Source organism: Streptomyces sp. S465 (genome assembly GCF_026898115.1).
Lineage (GTDB): Bacteria > Actinomycetota > Actinomycetes > Streptomycetales > Streptomycetaceae > Streptomyces > Streptomyces luomodiensis.
The window spans coordinates 6,345,543-6,371,441 of sequence record NZ_CP114036.1 but is presented as its reverse complement, the minus strand read 5'-3'; the positions used below and the strand labels follow the sequence as shown (position 1 = coordinate 6,371,441).

The 25,899-nt window shown below is 68.4% G+C and carries 15 protein-coding genes; 9 read left to right on the top strand and 6 right to left on the bottom strand.

The annotated features are described in order from the left end of the window. Nucleotides 1-39: 39 nt before the first annotated feature. The gene (locus tag N6H00_RS27020; RefSeq protein WP_268974419.1) at nt 40-936 is read right to left on the bottom strand and encodes an SDR family oxidoreductase; all 897 of its coding nucleotides are present in this window, start codon (nt 934-936) and stop codon (nt 40-42) included. A 209-nt stretch (nt 937-1,145) separates the two neighbouring features. Here N6H00_RS27020 and N6H00_RS27015 point away from each other — a divergent pair, with 209 nt between their 5' ends. Then, a complete protein-coding gene (locus N6H00_RS27015) occupies nt 1,146-2,198 on the top strand; it encodes a LysR family transcriptional regulator (RefSeq protein WP_268974418.1) in 1,053 nt (350 codons plus the stop codon). 58 nt (nt 2,199-2,256) lie between these two features. Here the strand turns inward: N6H00_RS27015 and map are convergent, their stop codons facing one another. Further along, nucleotides 2,257-3,039 (bottom strand): type I methionyl aminopeptidase, encoded by a 783-nt coding sequence (gene map / locus N6H00_RS27010; protein ID WP_268974417.1) that lies wholly within the window; start codon nt 3,037-3,039, stop codon nt 2,257-2,259. A gap of 66 nt (nt 3,040-3,105) precedes the next feature. On the opposite strand from map, the gene N6H00_RS27005 reads away from it, so the two are divergent. Both N6H00_RS27005 and N6H00_RS27000 read left to right on the top strand, forming a co-directional pair. Next, complete coding sequence (locus N6H00_RS27005) at nt 3,106-3,408, top strand: helix-turn-helix domain-containing protein (RefSeq protein WP_268974416.1); 303 nt, start codon at nt 3,106-3,108, stop codon at nt 3,406-3,408. Nucleotides 3,409-3,569: 161 nt separating this feature from the next. Continuing rightward, complete coding sequence (locus tag N6H00_RS27000; RefSeq protein ID WP_329618561.1) at nt 3,570-4,193, top strand: lytic polysaccharide monooxygenase; 624 nt, start codon at nt 3,570-3,572, stop codon at nt 4,191-4,193. Nucleotides 4,194-4,538: 345 nt separating this feature from the next. Here the strand turns inward: N6H00_RS27000 and N6H00_RS26995 are convergent, their stop codons facing one another. From N6H00_RS26995 to N6H00_RS26985, 3 genes are read right to left on the bottom strand one after another with little or no spacing between them, the layout of a single operon-like run. Continuing rightward, complete coding sequence (locus N6H00_RS26995) at nt 4,539-5,006, bottom strand: hypothetical protein (protein ID WP_268974415.1); 468 nt, start codon at nt 5,004-5,006, stop codon at nt 4,539-4,541. Then, the gene (locus tag N6H00_RS26990; RefSeq protein WP_268974414.1) at nt 5,003-5,905 is read right to left on the bottom strand and encodes a hypothetical protein; all 903 of its coding nucleotides are present in this window, start codon (nt 5,903-5,905) and stop codon (nt 5,003-5,005) included. Before N6H00_RS26990 ends, N6H00_RS26995 begins: the two co-directional genes overlap by 4 nt. Then, nucleotides 5,905-7,797 carry a DUF2075 domain-containing protein gene (locus tag N6H00_RS26985; protein ID WP_268974413.1) on the bottom strand — a complete coding sequence of 631 codons (1,893 nt, stop codon included), beginning with the start codon at nt 7,795-7,797 and terminating at the stop codon, nt 5,905-5,907. The genes N6H00_RS26990 and N6H00_RS26985 overlap by 1 nt, the downstream gene beginning before the upstream one ends. A gap of 342 nt (nt 7,798-8,139) precedes the next feature. Here N6H00_RS26985 and pglW point away from each other — a divergent pair, with 342 nt between their 5' ends. After that, nucleotides 8,140-12,837 (top strand): BREX system serine/threonine kinase PglW, encoded by a 4,698-nt coding sequence (gene pglW / locus N6H00_RS26980; RefSeq protein WP_268974412.1) that lies wholly within the window; start codon nt 8,140-8,142, stop codon nt 12,835-12,837. A 69-nt stretch (nt 12,838-12,906) separates the two neighbouring features. Next, nucleotides 12,907-16,680, top strand: a complete 3,774-nt coding sequence (gene pglX / locus N6H00_RS26975; protein ID WP_443073051.1) for a BREX-2 system adenine-specific DNA-methyltransferase PglX — start codon at nt 12,907-12,909, stop codon at nt 16,678-16,680. A 4-nt stretch (nt 16,681-16,684) separates the two neighbouring features. Here pglX and N6H00_RS26970 read toward each other — a convergent pair whose 3' ends face one another. Further along, nucleotides 16,685-17,338 carry an ATP-binding protein gene (locus N6H00_RS26970; protein WP_268974411.1) on the bottom strand — a complete coding sequence of 218 codons (654 nt, stop codon included), beginning with the start codon at nt 17,336-17,338 and terminating at the stop codon, nt 16,685-16,687. 298 nt (nt 17,339-17,636) lie between these two features. Here N6H00_RS26970 and N6H00_RS26965 point away from each other — a divergent pair, with 298 nt between their 5' ends. The 4 genes from N6H00_RS26965 to pglZ all read left to right on the top strand — a co-directional run bounded on the left by N6H00_RS26965 (nt 17,637) and on the right by pglZ (nt 25,894). After that, complete coding sequence (locus N6H00_RS26965) at nt 17,637-18,512, top strand: helix-turn-helix domain-containing protein (RefSeq protein WP_268974410.1); 876 nt, start codon at nt 17,637-17,639, stop codon at nt 18,510-18,512. A gap of 3 nt (nt 18,513-18,515) precedes the next feature. Then, on the top strand, nt 18,516-18,740 hold the full coding sequence (locus N6H00_RS26960; RefSeq protein ID WP_268974409.1) for a DUF397 domain-containing protein: 225 nt from the start codon (nt 18,516-18,518) through the stop codon (nt 18,738-18,740). Between the two features lie 256 nt (nt 18,741-18,996). Continuing rightward, nucleotides 18,997-22,959: a BREX-2 system ATPase PglY gene (gene pglY, locus N6H00_RS26955; protein WP_268974408.1), complete on the top strand. Its 3,963-nt coding sequence runs from the start codon at nt 18,997-18,999 to the stop codon at nt 22,957-22,959. 19 nt (nt 22,960-22,978) lie between these two features. Next, nucleotides 22,979-25,894, top strand: coding sequence for a BREX-2 system phosphatase PglZ (gene pglZ / locus N6H00_RS26950; protein WP_268974407.1), 2,916 nt, complete (start codon nt 22,979-22,981; stop codon nt 25,892-25,894). The last annotated feature ends 5 nt before the right edge of the window (nt 25,895-25,899 follow it).

Below are 25,899 nucleotides of genomic sequence, written 5' to 3'. Positions count from 1 at the left end.
GTGCCCGGTCCTGCTCACGCCGCGAAGTAGTGGCCCTGCTCAGGCGGCGAAGTAGTGGGACTGGTCGAGGTCGGCCAGCAGCGGGGGGCGGGTGGGGTTCCAGTTCAGTTGTTGACGGGTCAGGGCGCTCGAGACCGGGTTGTCGACCGAGAAGAAGTGGCCGATCCAGCCGAAGTGTTCCTCGGCTTGTTCGGCGGGCACCGGGGCCACCGGGAGGTTCAGACGCCGGCCGATGACGTCGGCGATCTGCCGGGCCGGTACGCCCTCGTCGGCCACCGCGTGCAGCCGCGCACCCGGTTGCGCTTCCTCCAGTGCCAGCCTGTAGAGCCGTGCGGCGTCGAGGCGGTGTACGGCGGGCCAGCGGTTGGAGCCGTCGCCCAGGTAGGCCGAGACGCCTTTCGCGCGGGCGATGCCGATGAGCGTCGGGACGAAGGCGCGGTCGCCCTCACCGTGGACCGAAGCCGGCAGCCGCACCGCCGATGTCCGTACCCCGCGCGTGGCCAGCGACAGGGCCGTCTCCTCCGCGGCGATCCGCACCGCCGAGGCGGAAGCGGGGTCGGCCGGGTCGTTCTCCGTCCCGCGTTGTCCTGGGGTGAGCAGGAAGGTGACGGAAGTGGTCACGAACGGTCGGTCGGAGCCCGCGAGCGCAGCGCCGAGCGTCTCGACCGCGCGCCGGTCCGTCTGGGCGGCGCCCGCGTAGTCGGAGAAGTCGTGGACGAAGGCGGCGTGGATCACGCCGTCGGCCGCCGCCGCACCGCTGCGCAGGCTCTCCAGGTCGTCGAGCGCGCCGCGGTGCGCCGCGGCCCCGGCGGCCGAGAGCGACGCGGCGGCCGCGTCCGAGCGGGCGAGGCCGAGAACCTGATGTCCGGCGTCCAGCAGTTCACGGACGATGGCGCTTCCGATGAATCCGGTCGCGCCGGTGACGAATACACGCATGGCAAAGCACCTCTCAGGGGAGGGAGTTCTGGCCGTCCACGCCACCGCGTGGAACTGGTGACCATGGTGCGAGCGGGTGGCGCCGTGGGTCCAAGACCGGTTTTGTGGGGCGGTCATGCGTCATCGGGCATGACCGCAGCTCAGGGCGGAATCGGCGGCGGCCCGCGGGACCGCCGTCGGCCGCGTGGTCCGGGCATTACCATCGAGGCGTGCCCGATTCACACGCGTCGGCAGTGGGCCAGGAACTGGAACTGGACCTGGACCTGGACTTGGACCTGCGGCTGATCCGGTACTTCACCGTCGTGGCCGACCACCGGCACTTCGGTCGTGCCGCGGCCGCGCTGCATCTCGCACAGCCCCACCTGAGCCGGCAGATCCGCCGCCTCGAGGACCAGATGGGCGTTCGGCTGCTGGACCGGGACCCGCAGGGCACCCGGCTCACCGAGGCCGGAGAGGTCTTCCTGCCCCGGGCCAAGGCCCTGTTGCGCTCGGCCACCGACGCCCTGGCCTACGCACGGGCCGCCGCCCGGCCCAGCCGGATCACCATCGGATACGCCACGGACCTCATCGTCACCCCCGCCGTGCGCGAACTGCGCCACCGCCACCCCGACGCCGACGTGCGCACCCTGCATCTGGGCTGGAACCAGATCCCCACGGCGCTGCTGGAGCACCGGGTGGACGCGGTGGTGACCCGGTTGCCGCTGTCGGCCGACCAGTTGCGGGTGACGGTCCTGTACGACGAACCCCGGGTGCTCGTGGTGCCACTGGACCATCGGCTGGCCGGCCGGGCATCGATCAGGCTGCACGACATCGCGGACGAACCGCTGCCCCGGATGCCCGACCCCACCTGGAACGCCTTCTGGCGCGTCGACCCCCGGCCCGACGGCAGCCGCGCGCCCGACGGCCCCCTCGTCGACGCCATCGAGGACAAGCTCGAACTCATCGCCGCCGGGCAGGCCGTGTCCATCGCCCCCGCCGGCGTACGCGGCAACCTGCGAGCCGACCTCACCACGGTCCCCATCGAGGACGTCGAACCCGGGCGGGTCGTGCTGGCCACCCGCGCCGACGACCACAACCGGCTGCTCGCCGCCTTCCGCACGATCGCCACAGCGCGCCTCGTCGGGCCTGGGGTTGGGATTGGGGGCGGGGCCGGATCTGGGGACGGGGTCGGATCTGGGGCTGGGTCTGGTTCCGGGGCTGGGGCCGGGGCTCGTCCTCGTCCTGCCCTTGGGGCCGGCCCTGGTGTCCGGGCCGTGCCCTAGCTGCACTGACCGGGTACGTCGATCAACCGTCGTAGGCCACGGAACGACAGGGAAGAACTCACGGCTGCGCTTGCTTCGGCAAGGTGAGGATTTCGGCTCCGTCGTCGGTGATGGCGATCGTGTGCTCACTGTGTGCGGTCCGGCAGCCTGTCGCACTGCGGAGCGTCCACCCGTCGGCGTCGACGACGAGCTCGGCGGTGTCCGCCATGACCCACGGCTCCAGTGCCAGCAGCAGCCCAGGGCGCAGTTTGTAGCCACGGCCGGGTCGTCCGGTGTTCGAAACGTGCGGGTCCTGGTGCATCGTTGATCCGATGCCATGACCTCCGAACTCGGTGTTGATCGGGTACCCCGCCTCACTGAGGACCGTGCCGATGGCATGGGAGATGTCGCCGATGCGAGCCCCGGGCCCGGCAGCGGCGATCCCCGCGGCCAGCGCGCGTTCGGTCGCGCTGATGATCGCGACGCTCTCCGGGGACTTGGCCTCGCCCACGATGAAGCTGATGGCGGCGTCCGCGGCGATTCCGGCTTTGGAGACGGCGAGGTCGAGCGTCAGCAGATCGCCGTCGGCGAGCGTGTAGTCGTATGGCCGTCCGTGGAGCACGGCGTCGTTGACGGCCGTGCAGATGTAGTGGCCGAACGGGCCGCGTCCGAAGGATGGCGCGTAGTCCACGTAGCAGGACACCGCTCCCGCCTCGGCGATCATGGTCTTGGTCCACCGGTCGATGTCCAGAAGGTTCGTGCCGACCGTGCTACGGCTCTTCAGCGTGTGCAGGATGTCGGCGACCAGGGCACCTGTGTCTTTTGCTCGGGCCAGTTCGGTGGGGCTCAGGATCTCGATCATGTGGCGCCCTTCTTGCGCTACCAATAACTATACCGGCCATACTATACCGGTACTAGAATCGGAGCCATGGTCAGGTTGCCGCTCACTCCCGCAGAGGTCGAACGCGGACAGCGCCTCGGCGCCCTCCTACGCCGAGCCAGGGGGGAGCGCTCGATGCTCGACACCGCGCTGGACGCGGGTGTCTCACCGGAGACCCTCCGGAAGATCGAGTCCGGTCGCGTGGCCACCCCCGCCTTTCCGACCATCGCGGCGATCGCCGATGTCCTCGGCCTTTCCCTCGACGCGGTGTGGGCCGAGATCAACCAGCCCGACGGCGAGGTCGAACCCACGAGACCAGCTGGCACCGCACGCGAGCGGCTGGCCTCGTGAGTCCCGGGCCGCGGCTCCGTTGAACCCGCGGCTCCGTTGAACCGGCTCAGGGTCCGTAGCGTTCTCGCAGCTGCCCGGGGTTGAGATTTCGTACCTTCCGGGCCGGGGAACTCCCGGATATGGGAGCGCTTCCATACGCTCTCCCGCTCCCCCAATGGACGATGGAGGAAGATCGCGCAATGGTGTCTTGCCATGAACGCGGCAATTCCTTACGTTGGGCGTCTCGCGCCCTTGGACTGCTGGCCGCGGTGTTGCTGTGCCTGATCCCGTGGTCCACCACCGCGAGCGCCCATGGATCGGTCGTCGACCCAGCGTCCCGCAACTACGGCTGCTGGCTGCGGTGGGGCAGCGATTTCCAGAACCCCGAAATGGCACAGCTGGACCCCATGTGCTGGCAGGCGTGGCAGGACAACCCGAACGCCATGTGGAACTGGAACGGGCTGTACCGCAACGGCTCCGCCGGTAACTTCCCCGCCGAGATCCCGGACGGGCAGCTGTGCAGCGGCGGCCACACCGAGAGCGGCCGCTACAACTCGCTGGACACGCCCGGCGCCTGGCAGACGACGAACGTCGGCAGCAAATTCACCGTGAAGCTGTACGACCAGGCCAGCCACGGCGCGGACTACTTCAAGGTGTATGTGACCCGGCAGGGATACGACCCCACCACCCAGCCGCTGAAGTGGAGCGACCTGTCAGCGCCTCCGGCTACACCGGCCGCCACGTCGTCTACACGATCTGGCAGGCCTCGCACATGGACCAGACGTACTTCCTGTGCAGTGACGTGAACTTCGGCTGAGCCGTAGCCCCGTATCTCAGGCTTCCACACCCGGCCCCCCTGGACGTACCCCATCCAGCGGGACGCCCATCGAGCTCCGGTACTCGGTCGGTCCAGCCGCCCGACCGGACCTACCAGCGTTCCCTGATGGTCTTCCATCGGTCGCACTGCGTCGACAAGCTGGTGCCGCAGGAGCTTGGCGTCCCCACCTCCAGCAGGATGCCGGCTCAGACACGGTTCAACGTTTCGTACAAATCGGTTGTGAACGACTGCCAAGACGCAAGCCGCTTAACTGGCCCTTCGTGATCCAGTATCTGGAAAAGCCGTGCGCGATTTCGCAGAAGCGCGCCTGGAGCTACCTCAGTCCGCGGCCCTTCTCTTCGCTGGTCGTGGCGAGCGCCTGCCTGAGCAGTGCCTTGGGATCCGCCGCCGATTCGGCTCGGTTCACCTTCGGCAGGCCAAGAGTCACTTTGCCATTGGAGCTTCCCGCCACTTCACGGATCGCGGCGTGATCGAGCAGCAGCCACGCTTCCAGCATCCGCACAGGAATCACCGGTACATGTGCTAAACCCGGGCTCACTTGGGCCACCGCTTCGGCAATCTCTCGGCGGCGATGGAGCGCCGGATGACCGTCCGCATCGCGGTGGATGACGACGAGATCGTACCCGCGTTCGCCATCGCTGAGACGCTGCGCGGCTCGTAGCTTGTCCTCGACCGAGTGACCGGGCTTGCTGGGCAGGCGGTTCAGGTCGGGAACCGTGGTCGTCGGAACCATGGGAAAGGCGCGAGGAAAGAGCACATCGGCGGTTGACACCGAGTTCATCTGGCGACGTTGTCGCAGTGCCAGGTGAAGAATGGCGCCCGGCTGGGGCCGTATTCGGCGACGGTCCGGCCTTCGAGGGCCTTGGCCGCCTCCGCGAGGTCCGGGGTGGTGTTGGTTTTGTCGCTCACGGCGATGCTGCCGTCGCCCGTGACGTACACGTAGCCGTGTTCGAAGAGCTCGTCACAGCCCAGAAGGCAAGCCGGCATGACATTGGCGAGCTTGAGGCGTTCTTCGCGGGTGGCGGCGCTGCGACGCTTGATATGAGCGGCACGGATGAAGCGGACAGGGAGAGTGCGCCCGCACAGGGCGCACGTGGCCTGGGTGGCGCCGTTGAGGAGGCGCCTGCGGAGCTTGGCCTGCTCACGGCGGACGAGCACTTGCGCGACCGCGTTTTCTGCTCCATCGTGATCGATGCTGCCGTCCTCCGAACCGGGTGCCACTGGGGGAAGGGCACCGGCCAGATTCGCGACAACCGCGGTACCGGCCCGCAGGATGGCAACGCCTTGCTTGTTCGAGGACAGCCGGAGGGCTTCCATGCCGTCGGCGCCCAAAGCACTACCGTGGACGTCCTCCTCTTCGCCGAGGACGTCGATGCCGATGCGCTCGGGGTATTCGTCGTCCGGCCATACCGGCGTGCGCTCGACGAAGTAGGGGTTGGTGACCTGGGTGACGACGACGCGCCGGAGGCTGACATCGGCCCACTCTCCGGGCGGCACACGATTCGCGGGCCCCCCGTACCCGAAGACGATGAGGTCGCCCTCCTTCAGGGACTGGACAGCGGCGCGCGCGTCGGCACGGTCCAGACCGCTGGTGCGCCAGCCCCAAAGGCCACGGCTGAGTCCGATGTCAAAGTTGCCGCTCGATTTCTTGGAGACGTAGATGTACGCGGTTGTGGGCATCAGTGCTCCATACCCGGAGAGGCGTCCGCATCTGACGATGGCCACGGAGCACGGATGTCGGTGTTGACCAGCTCACGCAGCATGGCCTGCGTGTCCGGATCATCGGAGTACAGAACCGTCCCCGCCAGGCCACGGGTAAGAAGAACCTTGTAGGTATGGCGGATGAGCCTCTCGAATTCGGCCGGTGTCGTTCGGGCGGCGACGGACGTGTCCCTGTTTTCCGCCTGGTTCCCGCGCCACTTGTTGCCGGCCCACACCAGATCCTTACCGAAGATGACCCCATTCCAGGCGTACTCGAAGCCCTGAGCCGTGTAGATACACCCGATCTGGCCGAAGCCCGCCGGATCGGTGGCCCATAGCGCCGAAGCGGGCGCTCCATTCAGGGATCGCTGACTATCGACATTCCAGGGCCTGCGCCACTCACCGATGGCCACGTCGCGGACCAGGGTTCCGTCGGCTTTCGGTTTGCTCCAGCCCCAGCAGAAGCCCGCCGTCATTCGGGCAGTGAGTCCGGCCTCCTGCCGCACTCGGAGAAAATCCTCCATCTCCTGGGGGGAGTCGGCGACATATACCTGAAAATTCTCCTCATTGGTCCACGGCAGAGGTCCACCGGGCTCGAGTCCCAGAAGACGAAGAACCCAGTACTCATATGCGCGACTACCGCCGCAGCGGAATTGCCCGTTCAAGTCGACATGCCGGACAGTATGTCCACGCGCGAGGGCGGCATCGCTTATGTTCTTGACGCTGCCCATTTCGAGAGGACGCACGACCTGATAGTCATCGAGCAGGAAGACCGGAACTCTGGCCGCATCGAGGAGTTCATCTATTTGCCGACCTTTTCCGGTGTGAGAGACTTCCCGGATGCGATGTGCCTCGTCACAGATCAGGACATCGAGCCCGTTGCGCTCGGCCGCCGAGAAGTTGTTGAAGTACTTGAACAGTTCCGCGATGTTCCTGTTCCTCCTGCCGACCACCGTCCGCAGCGTCGTGGTGAAGGATCTGGAACCGGTGGCGTGCATAACGCTTCGGCCACTCCGGCCCAAGTGGCCCATGACTTGCGCGGCGATGACACTTTTCCCGGAACCGGGACCCCCTGAAACAACGATGACTTCTTTCGTGTTGGACTGACGCGACAGGTCCAGCGCACGCTTGACCAGAGAGAAAGCGACCTGCTGTCCGTCCAGGAGTGTGAATTCACCGCCGTCTATTATCTCGTCTGCTGCCGCATTCATCAGAGGGCGGCTCGGCTCACGGGGACTTTCCAGCAGAAAGTCCGCGGCCGGGGCTCCCGACACTGGAGCGAGACAGCGTCGCAGATGCTCCATCAATGCGCCGCGCGTTGTCTTCGTGAAGAGCTGCGCGCGAGCATCGGGCAGCCTGAAGAGCTCCGCGACGTTCTGGTCGTCGGCATTGTGCAGGTAAGCGATCCCGGAAACGTCATAATTTCCCGATTCCAGCACGCTGGTGAAATTCTGCAGGCAGTCACAGTAACGACGCACCTGGGCAATGGGATGCAGTCGGGCCTGCTTATCGGACTTGCTCAGAAGGCACAGGTCGTCCGTGGACGGCACAAGCTGTGCCGCGCTCCACTGCTTCAGCTCCACGACCACGTACGACGGCTTGCCCGTCTCCGGATGTACGCCGGCGAGGACGGCGTCCGCACGCAGACTGGACAAGGGCAACCGCTGCTCGATCAGCACTTCCACCTGGCCGAGCCCGGCGTCCCGCAGAACCTCCCCCAGCGCGGCGAGGCTTTTCTCCCAGGATTGCTGTTCCCTGAAGGAAGGGCTCCTGAAGAGCGCGGACCGGTACTGCTCCGTGAGGTCCCTGACGAGCACTCCCGCGTTGCTGCGCTCCAGCAGGGAAAGTCCGGACAGGCGGAGGAGGGGCACGGAGCGTTCTCCATACAGCTGAGGGGTCACGTGCACATTGCTGACGCGGTGGTCGACGCGGCCCCGCGTCGCCGTGAGCGGATAATCATATCAACAGCTGAAGCAGCGTCAGCCCACAACCGAAGCCCCCTCAGCCAGGTCAAACGTGAATCAATCGGACCAATCGTGACCAGCACGGCCCACGCGGCACCTCCCGCCACGGCCATCCCCCGCCCCTGCCGTGCAGCGGGGCGCAGCGCTGCCGTCCCCCACCTCACAGCCGATACGATCTGGGCCGGGGATATTGCTGCCGAGCAGCCGCAATCAGTACAGATCGATACGGATACGAAGCGGGGATGGCGCATGCGGGACGGCCGGTGGGTCACGGTCACCGAATCCGAGTTCCAGCACGAGCGCCGAGGGCTGGAGGCCATCCGCGAGAAGCTCCCCGACAACGATCCGTGGCGGGCCTGGTCGAACTTCACCTTCACCGCGCACAGCGGCCACGTCAGGGAAGTGGATCTGCTCGTGGTCGCGCCCGGCGGGGTGTACCTGATCGAGCTGAAGGACTGGCACGGCTCGGTCGAGTCCCGTAACGGCACATGGCTGCAGACCCAGCCCGGCGGGCGACAGATCGCGCACGGCAATCCGCTGCACCTGGCGAACAAGAAGGCCAAGGAGCTGGCCTCCCTCCTGGCGCAGGAGGGCGAGCGGGTGTGGGTGTCGGAGGCCGTCTGCTTCACCGACTCCTCGCTGAAGAACCGGCTGCCCGCGCACGATCAGCACGGCCTCTACACCGTGCATCAGCTCGTCCAGATGCTGCAGGCCCCGCCGCGCGACGAGCACCGCCGTATCGACCGGTCGCGGTCGCGCCGGATCAAGTCCGCGCTGGAGCGGGTGGGCATCGCCCGCAGCGACGCCGAGTACAAGGTCGGTCCCTACCTGCTGCACCGCAAGTCCTTCGACTCGGGCCCGACCTGGGCGGACTACCTGGCCCGGCACAGCGAGCTGCCCGAGGCCGCCCGGATCCGCGTCTACCTGCGGGAGCGCGGTTCGGACGCCGAGCTGCGGGCCTCGGTGGACCGGGCGGCGCGGCGCGAGGCCGCGGTGCTGCGGCGCTTCCAGCACCCCGGTGTCGTCCAGCTGAAGCAGTACGACCCGTCCGGGCACTCGGCAGGGCCCGCGCTGATCTTCGACTTCGATCCGCGGACACTGCGCCTCGACGAATATCTGGCGCAGTACGGCGAGAAGCTGGACATCCTGAGCCGCATGGCGCTGGTGCGGCAGCTCGCCGAGACCGTGCGTTCGGCGCACGGCCGCCGGATCTACCACCGCACGCTCGCGGCTCGCGCCATCCATGTGCTGCCCCGCCCCCGGGGCCGGGCGGCGGGGCCGGACAGCAACGGGAACGGGAACGGCGAGGAGGCGGCCTGGCTCAGCCCGTATCTGCAGATCTCGGACTGGCAGGTCGCCGTACAGCGCGGCCCCGGGTCCGGCACCCCGAGCGGCGGTGAGCGGTTCGCGCCGACCACGCTCTCCCGCGCGGGCGCCCATCTAGCGGAGGGCGCGGATCCGTATCTCGCCCCCGAGCTGACCGCGCTGAAGGCCGACCCCGTGGCGCTGGACATCTACGGCCTCGGCGTCCTCACCTACCTGCTGGCCACCGGCAAGGCCCCGGCCGCCAGCCAGGCCGAACTGCTGGCCCGTTACGAGGCGGGCGAGGGGCTGCGGCCGAGCGCCGTGGTGGACGGCCTGTCGGAGTACATCGACGAGCTGGTGCAGGCGGCCACCGCCTACCACGTCAATGACCGGCTGGACTCGGTGGACGACTTCCTGGAGATGCTGGAGGTCGTCGAGTCGGTCCTGACCGAGCCCGCCCCCGCGGAGCCCGTACGGCCGGCCGAGCCCGAGAAGGATCCGCTGGAAGCGGTCGCGGGCGATGTGCTGGCCGGCCGCTGGGAGGTCAGGCGCCGCCTCGGTACGGGGTCGACCAGCCGCGCGTTCCTCGTACGGGACCTGACGGCGGGCCCGGACGTGCGCTTCTCGAAGACCCTCGCGGTGCTGAAGGTCGCCAACTCGGACAGCAAGGGCGAAATGCTCGCCCGCGAGGCCGAGATCATGGGGCGGCTGCGCCCGGATTCGCGGATCATCCGCCTCATCGAGCCGGAGCCGCAGCGCATCGGCGGCCGCACCGTCCTGGTCATGGAGTACGTCGGGAACGAGCGCGAGGCCGACGGCGAACCGGCCGCGCCCGGTGAGCGCAGGAGCAGGCGGCGCGAGGAGACTGTCGCCCGCCAGCTCCGGGAGTTCGGCCGCTTGTCCGTGGACCAGCTCGAGGCGTACGGGGACTATCTGTTCGGCGCGGTGGACTTCCTCGAGGGCGAGGGCGTGTGGCACCGCGACATCAAGCCGGACAACATCGCGATCCGCATCCGCCCGAACCGCACCCGTGAGCTGGTCCTCATCGACTTCTCGCTGGCCGGCTACCCGGTACAGGAGACCGGGGCCGGGACGGACGGCTATCTGGACCCGTTCATCGGCACGCTCACCGAGCGCTCGGTGTACGACGGGCACGCCGAGCGGTACGCCCTGGCCGTCACCCTGCACGAGATGGCCTCACGGGAGCTTCCGGTCTGGGGCGACGGCAGGGTCTCGCCGCGCCAGACGGATGCCAAGAAGGAGCCGCACCCGAAGATCGCGGCCGATGCCTTCGACCCGGCGGTGCGCGACGGCCTCGTCGCCTTCTTCCGCAAGGCCCTGCACCGGGACGCGGCTCAGCGCTATCCCGATCTCAAGCCGATGCGGGACGCCTGGAAGAAGATCTTCCTGGCCATGGACGAGGCGAAGCCGTCGTCCCGCCGCTCCCGTCAGCCCACCACCACGCCGAGCGGCACGGGCGGCGGTACGGGCGGCACCGGGGGGACGCCGGCCAAGGCCCAGGAAGCCCCGATCCCGGCCGCCGAGGAGGAGAGCGCCGAGCAGCAGCGCGACCGGCTGGCGGCCGAGGCCGACCGCGGGACCCCCATCTCGGCCTCGGGCCTCAGCCCGGCCGCCCAGTCCTTCGTCTACGGCCTGCGCGTCAACGACGTCGGTGGTCTGCTCGACTACAGCCGCCATCAGCTCGTCAACGCACCCGGGCTGGGCGCCAAGACCCGGAAGGAAGTGCTCCGCCGCATCAAGGAGTGGCGGCAGCGGCTCGCCGAACAGCCCGCCGCCCCGCTCACCCCCGAGGGACGCAAGGACGCGAAGGAGGAGCTGTCGGCCGCGGAGGCCGCGCTGGCGACCGCGATCGCGGAGAACGGCAACGCGGAGGGCCTCCCCGAACGCGCCCTGCGCAGGGTCACCCTGGACACGCTCGCGACCATCTTCGTACCGGAGCTGAAGAAGGACGGGGCGAACCGCAACGAGTGCGAGATGGTGCGGCTGCTGCTCCGGCTCCCCGATGAGCACGGCGCCCTGCCCGACATCGGCGTCTGGCCCAAGCAGAAGGACGTGGCCGGCGCGCTGGGGCTGTCGGCCGGCCGCATCCCCCAGATGCTGAAGACCCAGCGCACCCGGTGGAAGAGGAACCCGGCGGTGCGGGTGCTGCGCGCCGAGATCCTGGATCTGCTGCGGGACCTGGGCCGGGTCGCCTCCGCGGCGGAGATCGCCGATGCCCTGGCGGTACGTCGCGGCACCCAGCTCCCGGAGCGCGAACAGCGCAGGGCCCTGGCGCTGGCCGCCGTACGCGCGGTGGTCGAGGTCGAGCAACTCGTACCGGAGGAGGCCGAGTTCCAGCACGCGCCGAACCGGGACGCGGCCGACGAGGGCATGGGGGCGGGCCTGCTGGCCCTGGAGGTCGGCCCCGACGACGCCCCTGAGACCCCGTCCGGGCCCGGTCTGCTCCACTACGCCCAGCGGCTGGGCAAGGTCGCCGACCGGCTGGCCAAGCTGGACACCCTGCCGACCGCGGCCACGGTGCTGGCCGAGCTGGGCGCTATCGCGCCTCCGAGCGCGGCCGTGGAGTGGGACGAGCGGCGCATTGTCGAGATCGCCGCCGCCGCCTCGCGCCGGGCCGCCGCGACGCCCCGCCTGGAGATCTACCCCCGCGATCTACCGCTCGTACGGGCGCTGCGCCTCACCCAGGCCGGCCTGGTGCCGCGCATCCCCGGAATGCCGGACGAGCGGCAGCCGGGGCTCACGGCCAAGGACATCCACGAGCGGGTCCGGGCCCGCTTCCCCGAGCTGCTGAACGAGCGGCGCGGGCACGCGCTGCCGACGGACGGGCCGCTGACGCGGGCGCTGCGGGAGGCCGGGTTCGACCTGGAGCTGAAGACCCGCGAGGGCCACGGGACGCTGCGCTACATCCCGCGCCAGCGGGACGGCCAGTCCACGTACCTGTCGTCGGACGCGGCCCGCCAGGCGACCGGCATCCTCACCGCGCACCGCTACTCCGACGACCCTCAGCTCGCGGGCGCGGCGGTGGCCGAGGAGCGGCTGCTCGCCTCGGCCCGCCGGGACGGTTTCCGGGTGCTGACGGTACGGACGGGGCTGGCGGGCCGCGCGGTGCGCGAGCTGACGTCGGACCGCTTCGGCGCGGAAGTGGTGTCGGTGACCGAACTGTTCCTGCGGGCCCTGCACGAGCAGGTGGACCAGCGGCCGAAGCCGACGTGGGAGACCATCCTGCGCGCGGACGCGGCGGAGCCGGGGTCGAAGGCGGCGATGCGGTTCGGCGAGTACGCGCGGACGAGTTGGGGCGCGGTGGAGCCCCGGCTGCGGGAGCTGGTGTCGGGGGCGCGGGGGTCGGGCTCGGGGTCTCCTGTGTTGCTGACCGACGCGGGTGCGTTCGCGCGGTACGACGCGATGGCGGTGCTGGAGCGGCTGGCCGACGCGGCGCGGGACGGAGGGCGCGGGCTGTGGCTGCTGTGCCCGCAGAACGACCCGGCACGACCGCCGAGGCTGGGCCCCGTCGCTGTGCCGTACCAGTCAGGGCTGGGAGAATGGGTCGAGTTGCCCGAGTCGTGGGTGACCAACGCCCACCGGGCCGAGGCGTCGGCGGGTGGTGCGCCGGAGGACGGCTAGCGGCGGGGCGGGAGCTGCCGAGGCAATAGGGACATTGGGGACAACGGGGAACATGGGAGATGTGACGACGTGATTGACGCTGCCGCGCTGCGGACCGACCTGATCAAGCAGGTCAAGGCGATCGAGGTGGATCTCGCCAAGCAGGTCAAGGACGGGGAGTCGGTTCTCAAACCGCTGCGGCAGGAGTTCGAGAAGGCGAGCAAGGCGGATCCGGCGACTCCGAGGTGGAGTGCGTGGCTGGATGCGCGGTTGGGTTCGGGTTCGGCTGAGGGTGAGTTGTCGGCGGACCGCGTGGAGCGGGTGCGAGCGGCCGACGCGGTCGCGGGCAAGCTGCGGGCCGAGTACGACGAGGCGCGCAAGCTGGGGCGTACGGCGGCGACGTGGAACGCGTGGCTGGACGAGCGGGTCACGCAGGTCGCGGTGGCGTGGGTGCTGGGCACGGTGTTCGTGCGGTTCTGCGAGGACAACCGGCTGGTTGAGGAGCCGTTTCTGACGGGCCCGGACGCGGAGCGTCGGGACCTGGCGGAAGCCCGGTACGCGCAGTACGTGGAGGAGGACCCGGACCCGACGTACCGAGGCTGGCTGGAGCGGGCGTTCGAGGAACTGGGCGCAGGGCAGGCCGGGAAGCTGCTGTTCGACAAGCGGCGCAATCCGCTGTACCAGATTCCGCTGTCGCATGACGCGGCGCGGGCGCTGGTGGAGTTCTGGCGTGAGCGGGGTGAGGGGGAGGACGCCGACCGGCTGGTCCATGACTTCACCGATCCGCTGGATGAGGACGACCCCACGAAGGGGTGGGACACCCGGTTCCTGGGCGACCTGTACCAGTGGCTGTCGGAGTCGGCACGGAAGACGTACGCGCTGCTCCAGACCCCGGAGTTCGTGGAGGAGTTCATCCTCGACCGGACGATGGACCCCGTGGTGCGGGAGCTGGGCGGGAAGTTCGGCGAGCTGAAGATGATCGACCCGACGTGCGGGTCGGGGCACTTTGTGCTGGGCGCGTTTCGGCGGATGGTCCGGCTGTTCGCGGAGCGGGAGCCGGGGCGGGATGTGCATGAGCGGGTGCGGGATGCGCTGAACGCGGTGCACGGGGTGGACATCAACCCGTTCGCGGTGGCGATTGCGCGGTTCCGGCTGCTGGTTGCGGGGATGGCAGCTTCTGGTGTGCGGACGCTGGCAGAGGCGGGTAGGTACGACTGGCCGATACACCTGGCGGTAGGCGACTCGCTGATTAAAGCGCGGCAGCTTGAGATGACGCTGCTGGGTGAGGAGTCAGGGGATCCGCTGGCGGAGTTCTCGTACGCGACCGAGGACGTGCACGAGTACCCGCGCATTCTTGAGCAGGGGCGGTACGACGTAGTGGTGGGCAACCCGCCCTACATTACGGTTAAGGACGAGAAACTTAACGCACTATACCGTGAACTCTATGCTTCCTGCGCAGGAAAATATGCATTGTCCGTCCCCTTTGCCGAGCGATTCTTCCAACTAGCGAAAACTGGGAGCCCCGACGGCCGCGGCTACGGCATGGTCGGCCAGATCACGGCAAATTCCTTCATGAAGCGAGAGTTCGGGAAAAGGCTGATCGAAGAATACTTTGCCCATAAGATCGAGCTCACCGAAGTCATTGACACATCAGGTGCTTACATTCCAGGGCATGGAACACCCACAGTGATTCTGGTGGGACGACGCCGCTCAGGAAGACAGCGAAGGGGCAGGATCCGTACCGTCCGGAGCATCCAAGGTGAGCCCTCGGTACCTAAAAATGCATCTGAGGGAAAGGTCTGGAAGTCGATCATCAGCCAGATCGACCAGCCGGGTTCGCTGGACTCTTGGGTATCGGTTGATGACCTCGAACGTGATCGGTATTTTGGCAAGCAGCCTTGGATCCTAATGAATGGCGGCCTCGAACTTGTAGAGCAAGTGGAAAAAGACACCACCCGTCTGCGCCAAATTCTTGCTCTAGATATCGGATTCGGTGGGATCACCGCCGAGGACGGCGCATTCTTCTTCCCCAACACCTCATCCGCTCAACGTTACAGAATCGAACAGACAATCCCAATGGTAACGGGAGATGCAGTTCGCGACTATTGCATCACACCTGAGATTACTAGCATCTGGCCGTATGACCACGAACTTGAGACCGTAAAGCCAGCGACCATCCCAGCAATTATACGGAGAATGTGGCCGAGCCGACGCATCCTACAACGACGGAAGCGCTTTGGAAAGTTCATTGAAACTATCCCCGCAATCCAGTGGTACGAATACGGAGAACTGTACCGCGATAAATTGCGAGCGCCGCGATCTATCACCTTCGCCGAAGTATCCACACACAATCACTTCGCGCTGGATCGGGGCGGTAAGGTATTCAAACAAACGGCCCCTATGATCAAGCTTCAGAATGAAGCAAACGAGAAGAGTCATCTTCAGCTACTTGGGCTACTTAATAGTTCCACAGCTGGCTTCTGGCTCAAGATGATGTGCCACAGCAAAGGCAGTGAAGGGCATCAGTCGGGCATCAAGACTGAAATGTGGGAACAATTCCATCAGTTCAATGGAAGCAACGTCGCCCGATTTCCCCTACCCATTGAATACCCTACCGGCCTTTCAATCGCCCTCGACGCCGTTGTCCAAGATTTCGCTGGGACCTCTCCTTCCGCGCTTACTACTGGCTCCCTGCCGACTGCAGCCTCACTAGGAGAGGCACGCGCTGCCTGGCACGCCACCCGTGCCCGGATGATTGCTACACAAGAGGAACTGGATTGGCAGGTCTATTCTCTCTACAACCTGCACTCTGAGGATCTAACTGCCCCCGAGACCGAAGTCCCCGAGCTCGCCCTCGGCGAGCGCGCCTTCGAGATCGTACTCGCCCGTCGCGTCGAGAAGGGCGAGGCATCCGGCGAGTGGTTCAAGCGGCACAACTCCATTCCCATCACCGAGCTGCCCGACCACTGGTCCGACGCCTACAAGGCCATCGTCCAGAAACGCATCGACGTTATCGAGACGTCCCGTGCTATCGGCATGGTGGAGCGCCCCGAGTACAAGCGGCGCTGGGCAACCGAAGGGTGGGACGTCCTCCAGGAGCGTGCGCTCAAGTCCTGGTTGCTGGACCGGATGGAGAACCGCGAGCTGTGGTTCCCCGACGGACAGCCGACCATCCTCACCCTCGAGCAGCTCACCTCCGCGCTGTCCCTCGATGAGGACTTCGTATCCGTTGCGGAGCTGTACGCACCCCGCACAGAGCTAGCAACTGTCGTGGCCGACCTCCTCACCGAGGAGCACGTGCCGTTCCTCCCCGCGCTCCGCTACAAGCCCAGCGGCTTGAAGAAGCGCGAAGACTGGGAGCATGTCTGGGATCTCCAGCGGAAGGAGGATGCCGCCCCGGACGAGCCCGCCAAGCGGAAGATCCGGGACACGATCCCCGTGCCGCCGAAGTACACCTCTGCCGATTTCCTCAAGCCGTCCTACTGGCGCGCCCGAGGCAAGCTGGACGTGCCCAAGGAGCGGTTCATCTCGTATGCGACCGGCGCGATCTCCGGGACGCCGAAGCTGTTCGGTTGGGCGGGCTGGGACCACCGAGAGCAGGCGCAGGCGCTCGCCACGTACTTCACGAACCACGACGGGCTGTCTTCCGAGGAGATGACGCCGCTGCTCGCGGGTCTGCTCGAACTTCAGCCTTGGCTCGACCAGTGGCATAACGACTTCGACCCGCTCTACGGCAGCTCCCCCGCAGCCTTCTTCGCGGGCTATCGCGCCACCCAGCAGGGAGAACACGGCCTCACCGATGACGATCTGCGGGCCTGGCGGCCTGCCACGGCTACTCGTGGCCGGCGCCGAGCCAAGGGCTGAGCAGCTATCCCGATGCGTCCTCCCCGCCCTTGCGCGGTGAGGACGCACCCGGCTGTCGTACGGTCAACGGCGCGTCGGTACCGACCCGCAGTTCGAAACCGTCGTCCAACTCAAGCACGACGGTGCAACTGCCGCCCGACGCAGAACGCTCAGTGTCCACCCTTCGAACCGTTCGCCAAGCGCCCCACACTCGTACGCACTGACCCTCACGGACCGCTACCGCAGCCACCTCGATCCCGTCGCGGCCCGTACCGAGGTCGGGGGCCTGCAGCTCCGCCCAGACCGTTTTTCCGATCCCGCACGCCCGTTGCTCGAAACCCCAACGATCAGCCAGCGCCTCCACGAGCAGCAGCCCTCGCCCGCCCGTCTCGTCCTCCCCGGGCGCCCGCACCTCGGGCTTTCCTTCGCCTGCGTCGCTGACCTCCAGGCGCAGGAGGCCGTCTTCCGGCAGCCATGCGATCCGCACTCCGACCAGCCGGTCACGCGGAACCCGCACGCGCATCGCATTGGTCACCAGCTCCGAGAGGACCAACTCCGCCGTGTGCGCCGCCTGCCCGATACCCCAGTCACCGAGCACGGAATGCGCTAACGCACGCGCCCTCGGAACACTGCTCCGCCGACGAGACAGCCGGAATTTCACTTCGCGAACTTCACCCATGACAGCTCCCACCGGTCCAGCGAGCAGTCCGAACCCCGCATGAGGGGTGGGAGCTTGCTCGGTCGTCAGCCGTCCCATGCGTCTCTCTGCGCACGCAGGGACTTCGAACACACTCAGCATTCAGTTGAGCGCATTGCGTCACAGGAGCTAAGCTGCACCTCACGCCTTGGCATCGTCAAGTCACCGGACGTGTCAATTGACACGACGATAGGTGTCGTTCGCTTCCGACGCCCTTTAGACCGCACATGTCCGGTTACAGGGCAACTTTTAGGCCGGTCACCCAACATGAGGAGCAGCAATGAGTAACGGCAACAGCACGCTGCTGATGTCTCGCGTAACGTTCGGCAGAGCCTTACGCCGCCTGCGCCGCGAGACCAAGCGTTACACGATCGCAGAGGTCGCAGCCGCACTCGGCTGCGACGTCTCTTTGATCAGCCGCATCGAGAACGGGAAGCGCGTGTGCTCCCAGGAGCACTTCGCTCAGCTCATGGATCTTTACGAGGTGCCCGGCGACCAGCGCGACGAACTCGCCGAGTTGCACGCTGCCGCGCGGGAACGGCAGCAGCCATGGTGGGCTCGGTACAGCGAGGTCATCAGCGCGCAGTACGAACGCTTCCTCGGGTTCGAAGCAGCAGCCTCCACCGTCCACGAGTACCAAGTCGGCATCGTGCCGGGACTGTTGCAGACCGAAGCGTACGCACAGGCCGTCACTGGCGTGGGCTTTGCCTCGTTGGGGCCAGACCAAATCGAGGCTCTTGTCGAGGTGCGCAGTCTGCGGCAGCGGAACTGTCTGCACGACACCGAGTCCCCGCTTGAGTGCCACTACGTGATCGCGCAGGCCGCACTCGACTTCCAGGTAGGGGGCGAGCGCACACATCGGGAGCAGCTGGAGCACCTGTTGGAGATCTCGACGCACCCGAGCGTTGATCTCCGCATCGTCCCTTACGAGAAGGGTGAACAAGCCGCTCAGATCTCGGCGTTCATGATTCTGCAGTTCTCGGACGAGGACGTTCCCGACGTGGCCTTCGGTGAGTCCGTCGCTGGTAGCTTGACTATGGACGACCCACGAGATCTGCGCCGCCTACATCGACTCTTCCGCAGCCTTGCCGATGCGGCCCTCTCTCCGGAGGTGAGCCGTGACGTCATCGCTCACACGAGGAACAGGGACAGCTGACTGATGGAGAAGATAGACCTCTACTCGATCGACCCTGCCACGCTCTCCTGGCAGAAGAGCAGCTTCACCGCCAACAATGGCCAGTGTTTCGAACTGGCAGCCCTCCCCAACGGCGGGGTGGCCGTCCGTGACTCGAAGAACCCCTCGAGCCCCCATCTCTGCTTCACCTCCGGCGAGTGGAAGGCGTTCAAAGCCGGAATGGCCGCCGGAGACTTCGACAACCTGTAGCCCCCTCCCCCACCGGTCACTCCCCCCACCCCCAGCCCGTCCGCACACCGGTTCCCCCCTCTACGCAAACCGTTACGATCGGGTACGGGCCACAGCCGTCGCACGACCGATTCGCGACGGCTGACGACGACGCACCGGGGCCGCACGGAGACCATCCGTAACCGTCGCCGCCCCGGGCCAGGGGGGAGACCCTGCTGTCCAGGCCCACGCGCTTACGCGCACACAGGACGCAGGAACCAGGAGAAGCGAGACACAGATGGCCCCGAACGCCACCGGCACGGCCCCACTGCTCCGCGACGTCATCGACATCAAGACGTCGATCTCCACCTCCGACTTCGTTCTGAAGCTCGCCGAGGCCGTCGCCGAAGAAGGAGCCGCCCGCGCCCTCCGCGACTACGTCGTCACGGAACGCCTCCTGGAGAACTTCGACGAGGCGCTCAGCCTCATCAAGGCGTCCCTCGACGGGCACACCTCGAAGGCCGCCTATCTCCACGGCTCGTTCGGTTCCGGTAAGTCCCACTTCATGGCCGTCCTGCACGCCCTCCTCCGGGGCGACCCGGCCGTCCGCAGCCGCGGGGACTTCGATCCGGTGCTGACCAAGCACGAGTGGCTGGGCACCGACGGCAAGCGGTTCCTGCTCGTCCCGTACCACATGCTCGGCGCGAAGTCCCTGGAGCAGCGGGTCCTCGGCGGCTACGTCAGCCACGTCAAGTCCCTGCCTCAGCACAAGGACGCCCCGACCCCGCAGGTGTACCGGACCGACTCGCTCTTCGAGGACATCCGCTCCCACCGCCACCGCGTGGGCGACGAAGCCTTCATCGCCGGGCTCGCCGACGCCCCCGTCCCCGGGGCCACCGCCGACGACGAGGACGACGACGAGTGGGGCGATCCGTTCACCTGGACGCCGGAACTCCTCGACACCGCGCTGGCCGCCGAGGAGCTGGACGGCGGCGAGGTGAACCTGAACCTGGTCAACCCCAGCACCCCGGCCGAACTCCGCGCGAAGCTCGTGCACGACGCGAGCGTCACCTGGTTCCCCGGGTTCGCCCGGCACGCGGCCGAGGACGAGCACGGGTTCATCTCCCTCGACGCCGGCCTCGCCGTCATCGCCGAGCACGCGAAGTCCCTCGGCTACGACGGGCTGATCCTCTTCCTGGACGAGCTGATCCTGTGGCTCGCCAACCGGATCCACGACCAGAAGTTCGTCTCCCGCGAGACCGACAAGATCACCAACTTCGTGGAAGGCGCCGACTCACGTCGCGCCATCCCGATCGTCTCGTTCATCGCCCGCCAGCGCGACCTGCGCGAACTCGTCGGTGAGGAGACCTCCGGCGCGGCCGAGACCGCGATCCAGGACAGCCTCAACCTCGCCTCCGGCCGCTTCGACAAGATCACGCTGGAGGACCGGAACCTCCCTCAGATCGCCCACGCGCGCCTCCTCACGCCCAAGGACGCGGAGGCCGCCGCCAAGCTGGACGCCGCCTTCGCCAAGATCAAGCGGGTCGGGCCGCAGATCTGGGACGTGCTGCTCGGCTCGGACGAGACGACGACGGGGGCCGACGAGGAGTCGTTCCGGCTGACGTACCCCTTCTCCCCGGCCTTCATGGACACCCTCGTCCACATCTCCTCCGCTCTCCAGCGCTCCCGCACCGGCCTCAAACTCATGGGCCAGCTCCTCGCCGACCACCGGGACGACGCGACGCTGGAGAACCTGATCCCGCTCGGCGACCTCTACCCCGTCATCGCCGACGGCGGCGACAAGCCGTTCGTGGACAGCCTGAAGGTGGAGTTCAAGGTCGCGGACAAGCTGTACCGGACCAAGCTGCGGCCGCACCTCCTCGCGACGTACGAGATCACCGAGGAGGACGTCGAGCGCTACCGGCACCGTCGAGAGACCATCACCGACCAGCAGCTCCTCGGACGCTGCCAGGGCTTCGTCGGCGACAACCGGCTGATGTGCACGCTGCTGCTGTCCGCCCTCGCCCCCGGCGTGCCCGCCCTCCGCGACCTCACCATCCGGCGGCTCGGCGCACTCAACCACGGCTCGGTCCTCTCCCCCATCCCTGGGGCGGAGGTCGGGATGATCAAGGCGAAGGTCGACGAGTGGGCCACCCACTTCGTGGAGATCAAGGCGACCGGCACCAAGCTCAACCCGGGCGTGCGGCTCGAACTGGCCGGGGTGGACGTCGACTCCGTCATCGCCAACGCGAACGTGAACAACAACCGCTCCAACCGCCGGGCCCTGGCCAGGCGGCTGCTGGCCAAAGAGCTGGGCCTGGAGGTGCACGAGCGGCTGGGCAGCGCGGACGATCTCACCCTCGTCTGGCGTGGCTCGAACCGCACGGCGGAGGTGGTCATCGGCGACGTCAACGACCACGAGAACATGCCCGACCACGAGTTCTCACCCAGCCAGGACGGGCTGTGGCGGCTGGTCATCGACCTGCCGTACCAGGAGAGCGAGCATGGCTCCGTCGAGGCGGTCAACCGGCTGCGCGGGCTGCGCGAGCAGTCCGGCACCGGGCCCCGCACCGTCGGCTGGATCCCCACCTATCTCTCGGCCCCCCGCTACAAGGACTTCCAGAAGCTGGTCGTCATCGACTACGCGCTCGCCGACCAGCGGCGCTTCGACACCCACTACGCCCAGCACCTCAACGCCGACAACCGGGCGCGGGCCAGGGTGCTCCTCGAAGAGCAGCGGGAGTCCCTGATCAAGACGGTGACGGCGGCCTTCAAGCAGGCGTACGGCTGCGCGGACAAGAAGGCGTCCGATGTCGACGTGTCCTTCGAGGACCACTTCGAATCACTGCGTGACGTGCCCGACCTGAAGGTCTCCATCGGCCAGACGCTGTCCGACGCAGCCCGGCACATCGTGAAGAAGCTGCTGGCGCACCAGTTCCCCGCGCACCCCGACCTCGACCCCGACGGCACCCACACGGCGGTCACGCCCGGGAACGCCCGTACGGTCTTCGCCCACATCCGGGCGGCGGCGGAATCCGCCGAGCGGCAGGTCGAGGTTCCCTCCAAGGACCGGGTGTGGATGCGGCGGATCGCCGCGCCCCTCGGCCTCGGCCAGCAGAAGGAGGTCTACTTCCGGCTCTCCAGCCGCTGGGTGGACCACTTCAACCTGCAGGCCCGCACCGACGGCGGTCCGGGCGACCTGAGCGTGGTCAAGCTGACCGAGTGGATCGACCGGCCCGAGCCGATGGGACTCGACGTCTTCCTCACCAACCTGGTCATCGCCTCGTACGCGGAGATGGACGACCGGGTGTGGGTGCGCTCCGGCTCGCTGCTCGACCCCGCGCCCGAACTGGCGGCCATCAAGCCCCAGGACGGTCTGCGCTCCCAGCCGCTGCCGGACGAAACGGTCTGGGAGGAGGCGGGGCGTCGGTTCTGGGACATCTTCGGCGAACAGCCCCCGAAGCTGCGGCGGGGCCGGCTGGTCAGCCACTTCGCCCGGCAGATCACGGCCAAGGCCCGCGACTACAAGCCGCATGTGGACACGCTGGTCGAGGAGCTGGAGAAGCACGCGAAGCTGCTCGGCCTGGACGGGGCCGACGAGTCCGCGACGGGCCGGCTGACTCTCGCCCGCCGCTCGCGTGACCTGCTCAAGGAGCTGCGCGACCTCTCCGAGAGCACGGCGGGAGGCTCGGCGGCGGCCAAGCAGGTCATCACCACCTTCGCCACCTTCGATCTGGGTGAGGCATCCGCCGGCCGCTACGGGTCCTCGATCAAGCAGGCCAAGGCCGTCGCCGACGCGCTGGTCGTCGCGGCCTGGGACATGCTGAAGCTCGCGCCCAACTACGGGCCGCAGGGCGAGGCGGTACTGGAGGCGCTGCGCGGCGCGGCACGCGCGGATCAGCGCACGATGCGGCTCGAGGAAGCCCTGCGGGACGCGCGGAAGTCCATCGTCTCCGTCATCGAGCGCAGCCAGGCGGCAGCCCGGCCCCAGCCTCCAGCGGCCACCCCCACGGCCACACCGGCCCCCGTGTCCCCAGCCGCCCCGCTCACCACGCCCAACGCGGTGAGTCTGAACGACGACACCGCCCGGCCTCCCGTGTCCACGAACCACCCGCTGCCCGGTCCTCGTGCCGCGCGCCGGTCGGGCGGCGGACGGGCCAAGGCATCCCAGGCGATCGCCCAGCTCCGGGCCGAACTGGACGAACTGACGGCCACCGAACCCGATGCGACGATCGAGATCAGCTGGCGGGTCGTGGAATGAGCGGAACGAGGCGGGTGCGGTGACGACCACGACGACGAGCACGAGCACGGAGGCCACCACCAGTGCGGTGCGGCTCAACTCCGCCACCATCGCCCAGTACCTGGCGTCGCAGCCCGGCCTGAACCCGGGCAAGCGGCGGGCCGTCCTCCTGCGTGCCGCGCCGCGCTGGGACGGCCCGGCCGAGCTGCCGTGGGGCGAGCATCGGCACGCGTCGGTGGCCCCCGCGCCCTCGCCGCTCGCCGCGTACGAGCTGGTGCTGGCGCACCGGGCGCCGGCGGCGACCGGCCCGGACGTGCTGGTGGTGCTCACCGACCGGGAGGAGGCCGAACTCGGTCCCGACCTGCTGGCCAAGGTGCACCGGCACCGCGTCAACGCGGTGGACACCTGGGACGTCGTCCGGGAATCCTTCGGCGCGGTCAGCGCCGACCGCTGGCTGGTCGACGAGACCTGGGCCGCCGAGGCACTGCTCGACGCCACCCCGCCGGGCGGCTGGCCACGGCTTCCGGGCGGGGTACTGTCCAGGGACAAGGCGCTCAGCGAACTCACCCTCCGCAGGCTCGGCATCGGCCGGTACGACCCGGACCGCGACCAGCGGCACACCCTGTCCGCGAACGGCGACGAACTCGACATCCACACGCTGCTGCAGTGGTCGCTGGCGTCCGGCGGCCCGGACCGCTACCTGGCGCTGCGCGCGCCCGAGCGCGCCGGTATCCGTGAGTTCCTCGGTTCGTCGGACCAGGCGGGACAGGCCGGGCGGGCGCTGCTCGCCCTGGCCGAGGCCGAGCACGGTGCGGACGCCGTCGCCTTCGGCCTGGTGTGCGCCGCGCTGTGGGTGCATGCCGACGCGGCCGCGGACGCGGAGAACTACCGGGCCCGGGGTCGGGCCGAGCGCTGGTTCGGCGAAGAGCCACCCGCCCAGGGCGAGGCCCTGGACGCGCTGGTGGCGGCCTTCGGACGGTCCTGCGAGGAGTACGTCTCGGGACTGCTGCTGACGGGACGGTCGGCCCACGAGGAGTCGGCGGCGACCGCGCGACGCCTCTCCGGTGCCGTACGCGACCGCGCGGCCTCCCTGGCCCGGCAGTTCGGCGCCGAACAGGCGACCCGTATGAGCCCCCTGCTGGCCGCGGGGCTCGAAGCCCGGTTCACCGCCATCGGCGAAGCCCTCCTGGCCGGAGAGCGGGCCCGGATCGAGCAGGCGGTGGCGGCCCTCGACGACCACCGGCTCGCGCCCGAGCCCGATGCCCGGCCCCGTATCGAACGGGCGCGCATGGCGCAGCGGCTCACCCAGTGGCTCGCGGCCCGGCCGACGGTGGAGAGCGAGGCGGAGCACGACAGCGTGCGGGACAGCATCGGCCGGCATGTCTCCGACACCGGCTGGGTGGACCTCGCGCTCGACCACATCGAGTCCGGCGGGGACCCCGACGCCACGCTGAAGTCCGCCTACGACGCCCTGGGCACCTCCGTACGCGCCCACCGCAGGGACATCGACCGGCACTTCGCCCGGTCGCTGGCGGCCTGGACGGAAGGTGGCAGGCCCCCGGAGGACATGCTGACGGTGGAGACCTTCCTGCCCAAGGTCGTCGCCCCCGTGGTGAAGGCGGGGAAGCGCAAGGTGCTGCTGCTGGTCCTCGACGGGATGAGCGCGGCCATCGCCGCCCAGCTCGGCGAGGAACTGCGCGACCACTGGGTGGAGTACGACCCACTGCCCAAGGCGAAGGGCACCCCGGTGCGCCGGGCGATGGCCGCCGCGCTGCCCACCGTGACGGCCGTGTCGCGCACCTCCCTGTTCGCCGCCCGCCTCACCAGGGGCACCCAGGCGGACGAGAAGAGGCTCTTCCCGGAGCACCGCTTCTGGGGCGAGGAGGAGGCCGCCGTCTTCCACAAGGACGACCTGCGCGGCGACACCAGCGGTGCCCCGCTCGGGCCCGAACTGCACGAGGCCCTCGTCAGCGACCGTGCGTGTGTCGCCGTGGTACTCAACACCATCGACGACCGGCTCGCCACCGAGCAGAAGCTCGGAGACGGCGCCTGGCGGCTCGGGGACATAGGGCGGCTGCGCGACCTGCTGCGCTTCGCCGCCACCCAGGGCCGGGCGGTGATCCTCACCAGCGACCACGGCCATGTCATCGACCGGCACGGGGTGCGGGTCGATGCCGACCCCGACCGTGTGGAATCCGCCCGGCACCGGTCCGGAGCGGGCCCACTCGCCGAGACGGAGATCGCCCTCTCGGGGCCGCGCGTGGTCGCTCCGGAGCCCGGCGGGGAGATCGTCGCACTGTGGGATTCCGACTCCCGATACACCTCGCAAAAGGCCGGCTACCACGGCGGTGTCTCCCTGGCCGAGGTCGCCATCCCCGTCCTGGCCTTCCTTCCCTTCGGGGCGGAGCCGCCGAGCGGCTGGCGTGAGCTGGGCAGCCAGCAGCCGCCGTGGTGGTCGCTCGACACCGCTGACGGCGAGCCGGCACCGGTACGGCCCACCGTGGCACCCGCCCCGGTGAAGAAGCCGTCCAAGCGGGCGAAGGCGGACGCCGAGCTGGCCAGGAGCCACGACTCGCTCTTCGACGTGGCACTGGTCCCGTCGGAGAGAGAGGACAGCCTGCTCTCCGCGAAACCGGTCTCGCCGGACGACACGCTGGTCAGTGGTCTGCTGGCCTCCGAAGTCTTCGGCGCCCAGGTACAGCTGCTCGCCCGCAAGCCGGATCTGCCCCGGGTGGAGAAGGCCGTGCTGGCCCTGCTGGAGGCGGGGGGCACGCTCCCGGTGACCGCTCTGGCCCAGCGCATCGGCCTGCCCGCCTCCCGGGCGGCCGATGGCTTCGCCGCCGTACTGCGGCAACTGCTGAACCACGACGGAGTGCAGGTCCTGGAGACCTTGCCGGACGGCAGGACGGTGCGGCTGCACACGGGTCTGTTGCGGGACCAGTTCGAGCTGGCGTAACCGGT

Coding starts and splice junctions, on each gene's coding strand:
- N6H00_RS27020 (WP_268974419.1), bottom strand. CDS start 936: ATGCGTGTATTCGTCACCGGCGCGACCGGATTCATCGGAAGCGCCATC.
- map (WP_268974417.1), bottom strand. CDS start 3,039: ATGATCGAGATCCTGAGCCCCACCGAACTGGCCCGAGCAAAAGACACA.
- N6H00_RS27005 (WP_268974416.1), top strand. CDS start 3,106: ATGGTCAGGTTGCCGCTCACTCCCGCAGAGGTCGAACGCGGACAGCGC.
- N6H00_RS27000 (WP_329618561.1), top strand. CDS start 3,570: ATGGAGGAAGATCGCGCAATGGTGTCTTGCCATGAACGCGGCAATTCC.
- N6H00_RS26995 (WP_268974415.1), bottom strand. CDS start 5,006: ATGAACTCGGTGTCAACCGCCGATGTGCTCTTTCCTCGCGCCTTTCCC.
- N6H00_RS26990 (WP_268974414.1), bottom strand. CDS start 5,905: ATGCCCACAACCGCGTACATCTACGTCTCCAAGAAATCGAGCGGCAAC.
- pglW (WP_268974412.1), top strand. CDS start 8,140: ATGCGGGACGGCCGGTGGGTCACGGTCACCGAATCCGAGTTCCAGCAC.
- N6H00_RS26970 (WP_268974411.1), bottom strand. CDS start 17,338: ATGGGTGAAGTTCGCGAAGTGAAATTCCGGCTGTCTCGTCGGCGGAGC.
- N6H00_RS26965 (WP_268974410.1), top strand. CDS start 17,637: ATGAGTAACGGCAACAGCACGCTGCTGATGTCTCGCGTAACGTTCGGC.
- N6H00_RS26960 (WP_268974409.1), top strand. CDS start 18,516: ATGGAGAAGATAGACCTCTACTCGATCGACCCTGCCACGCTCTCCTGG.
- pglY (WP_268974408.1), top strand. CDS start 18,997: ATGGCCCCGAACGCCACCGGCACGGCCCCACTGCTCCGCGACGTCATC.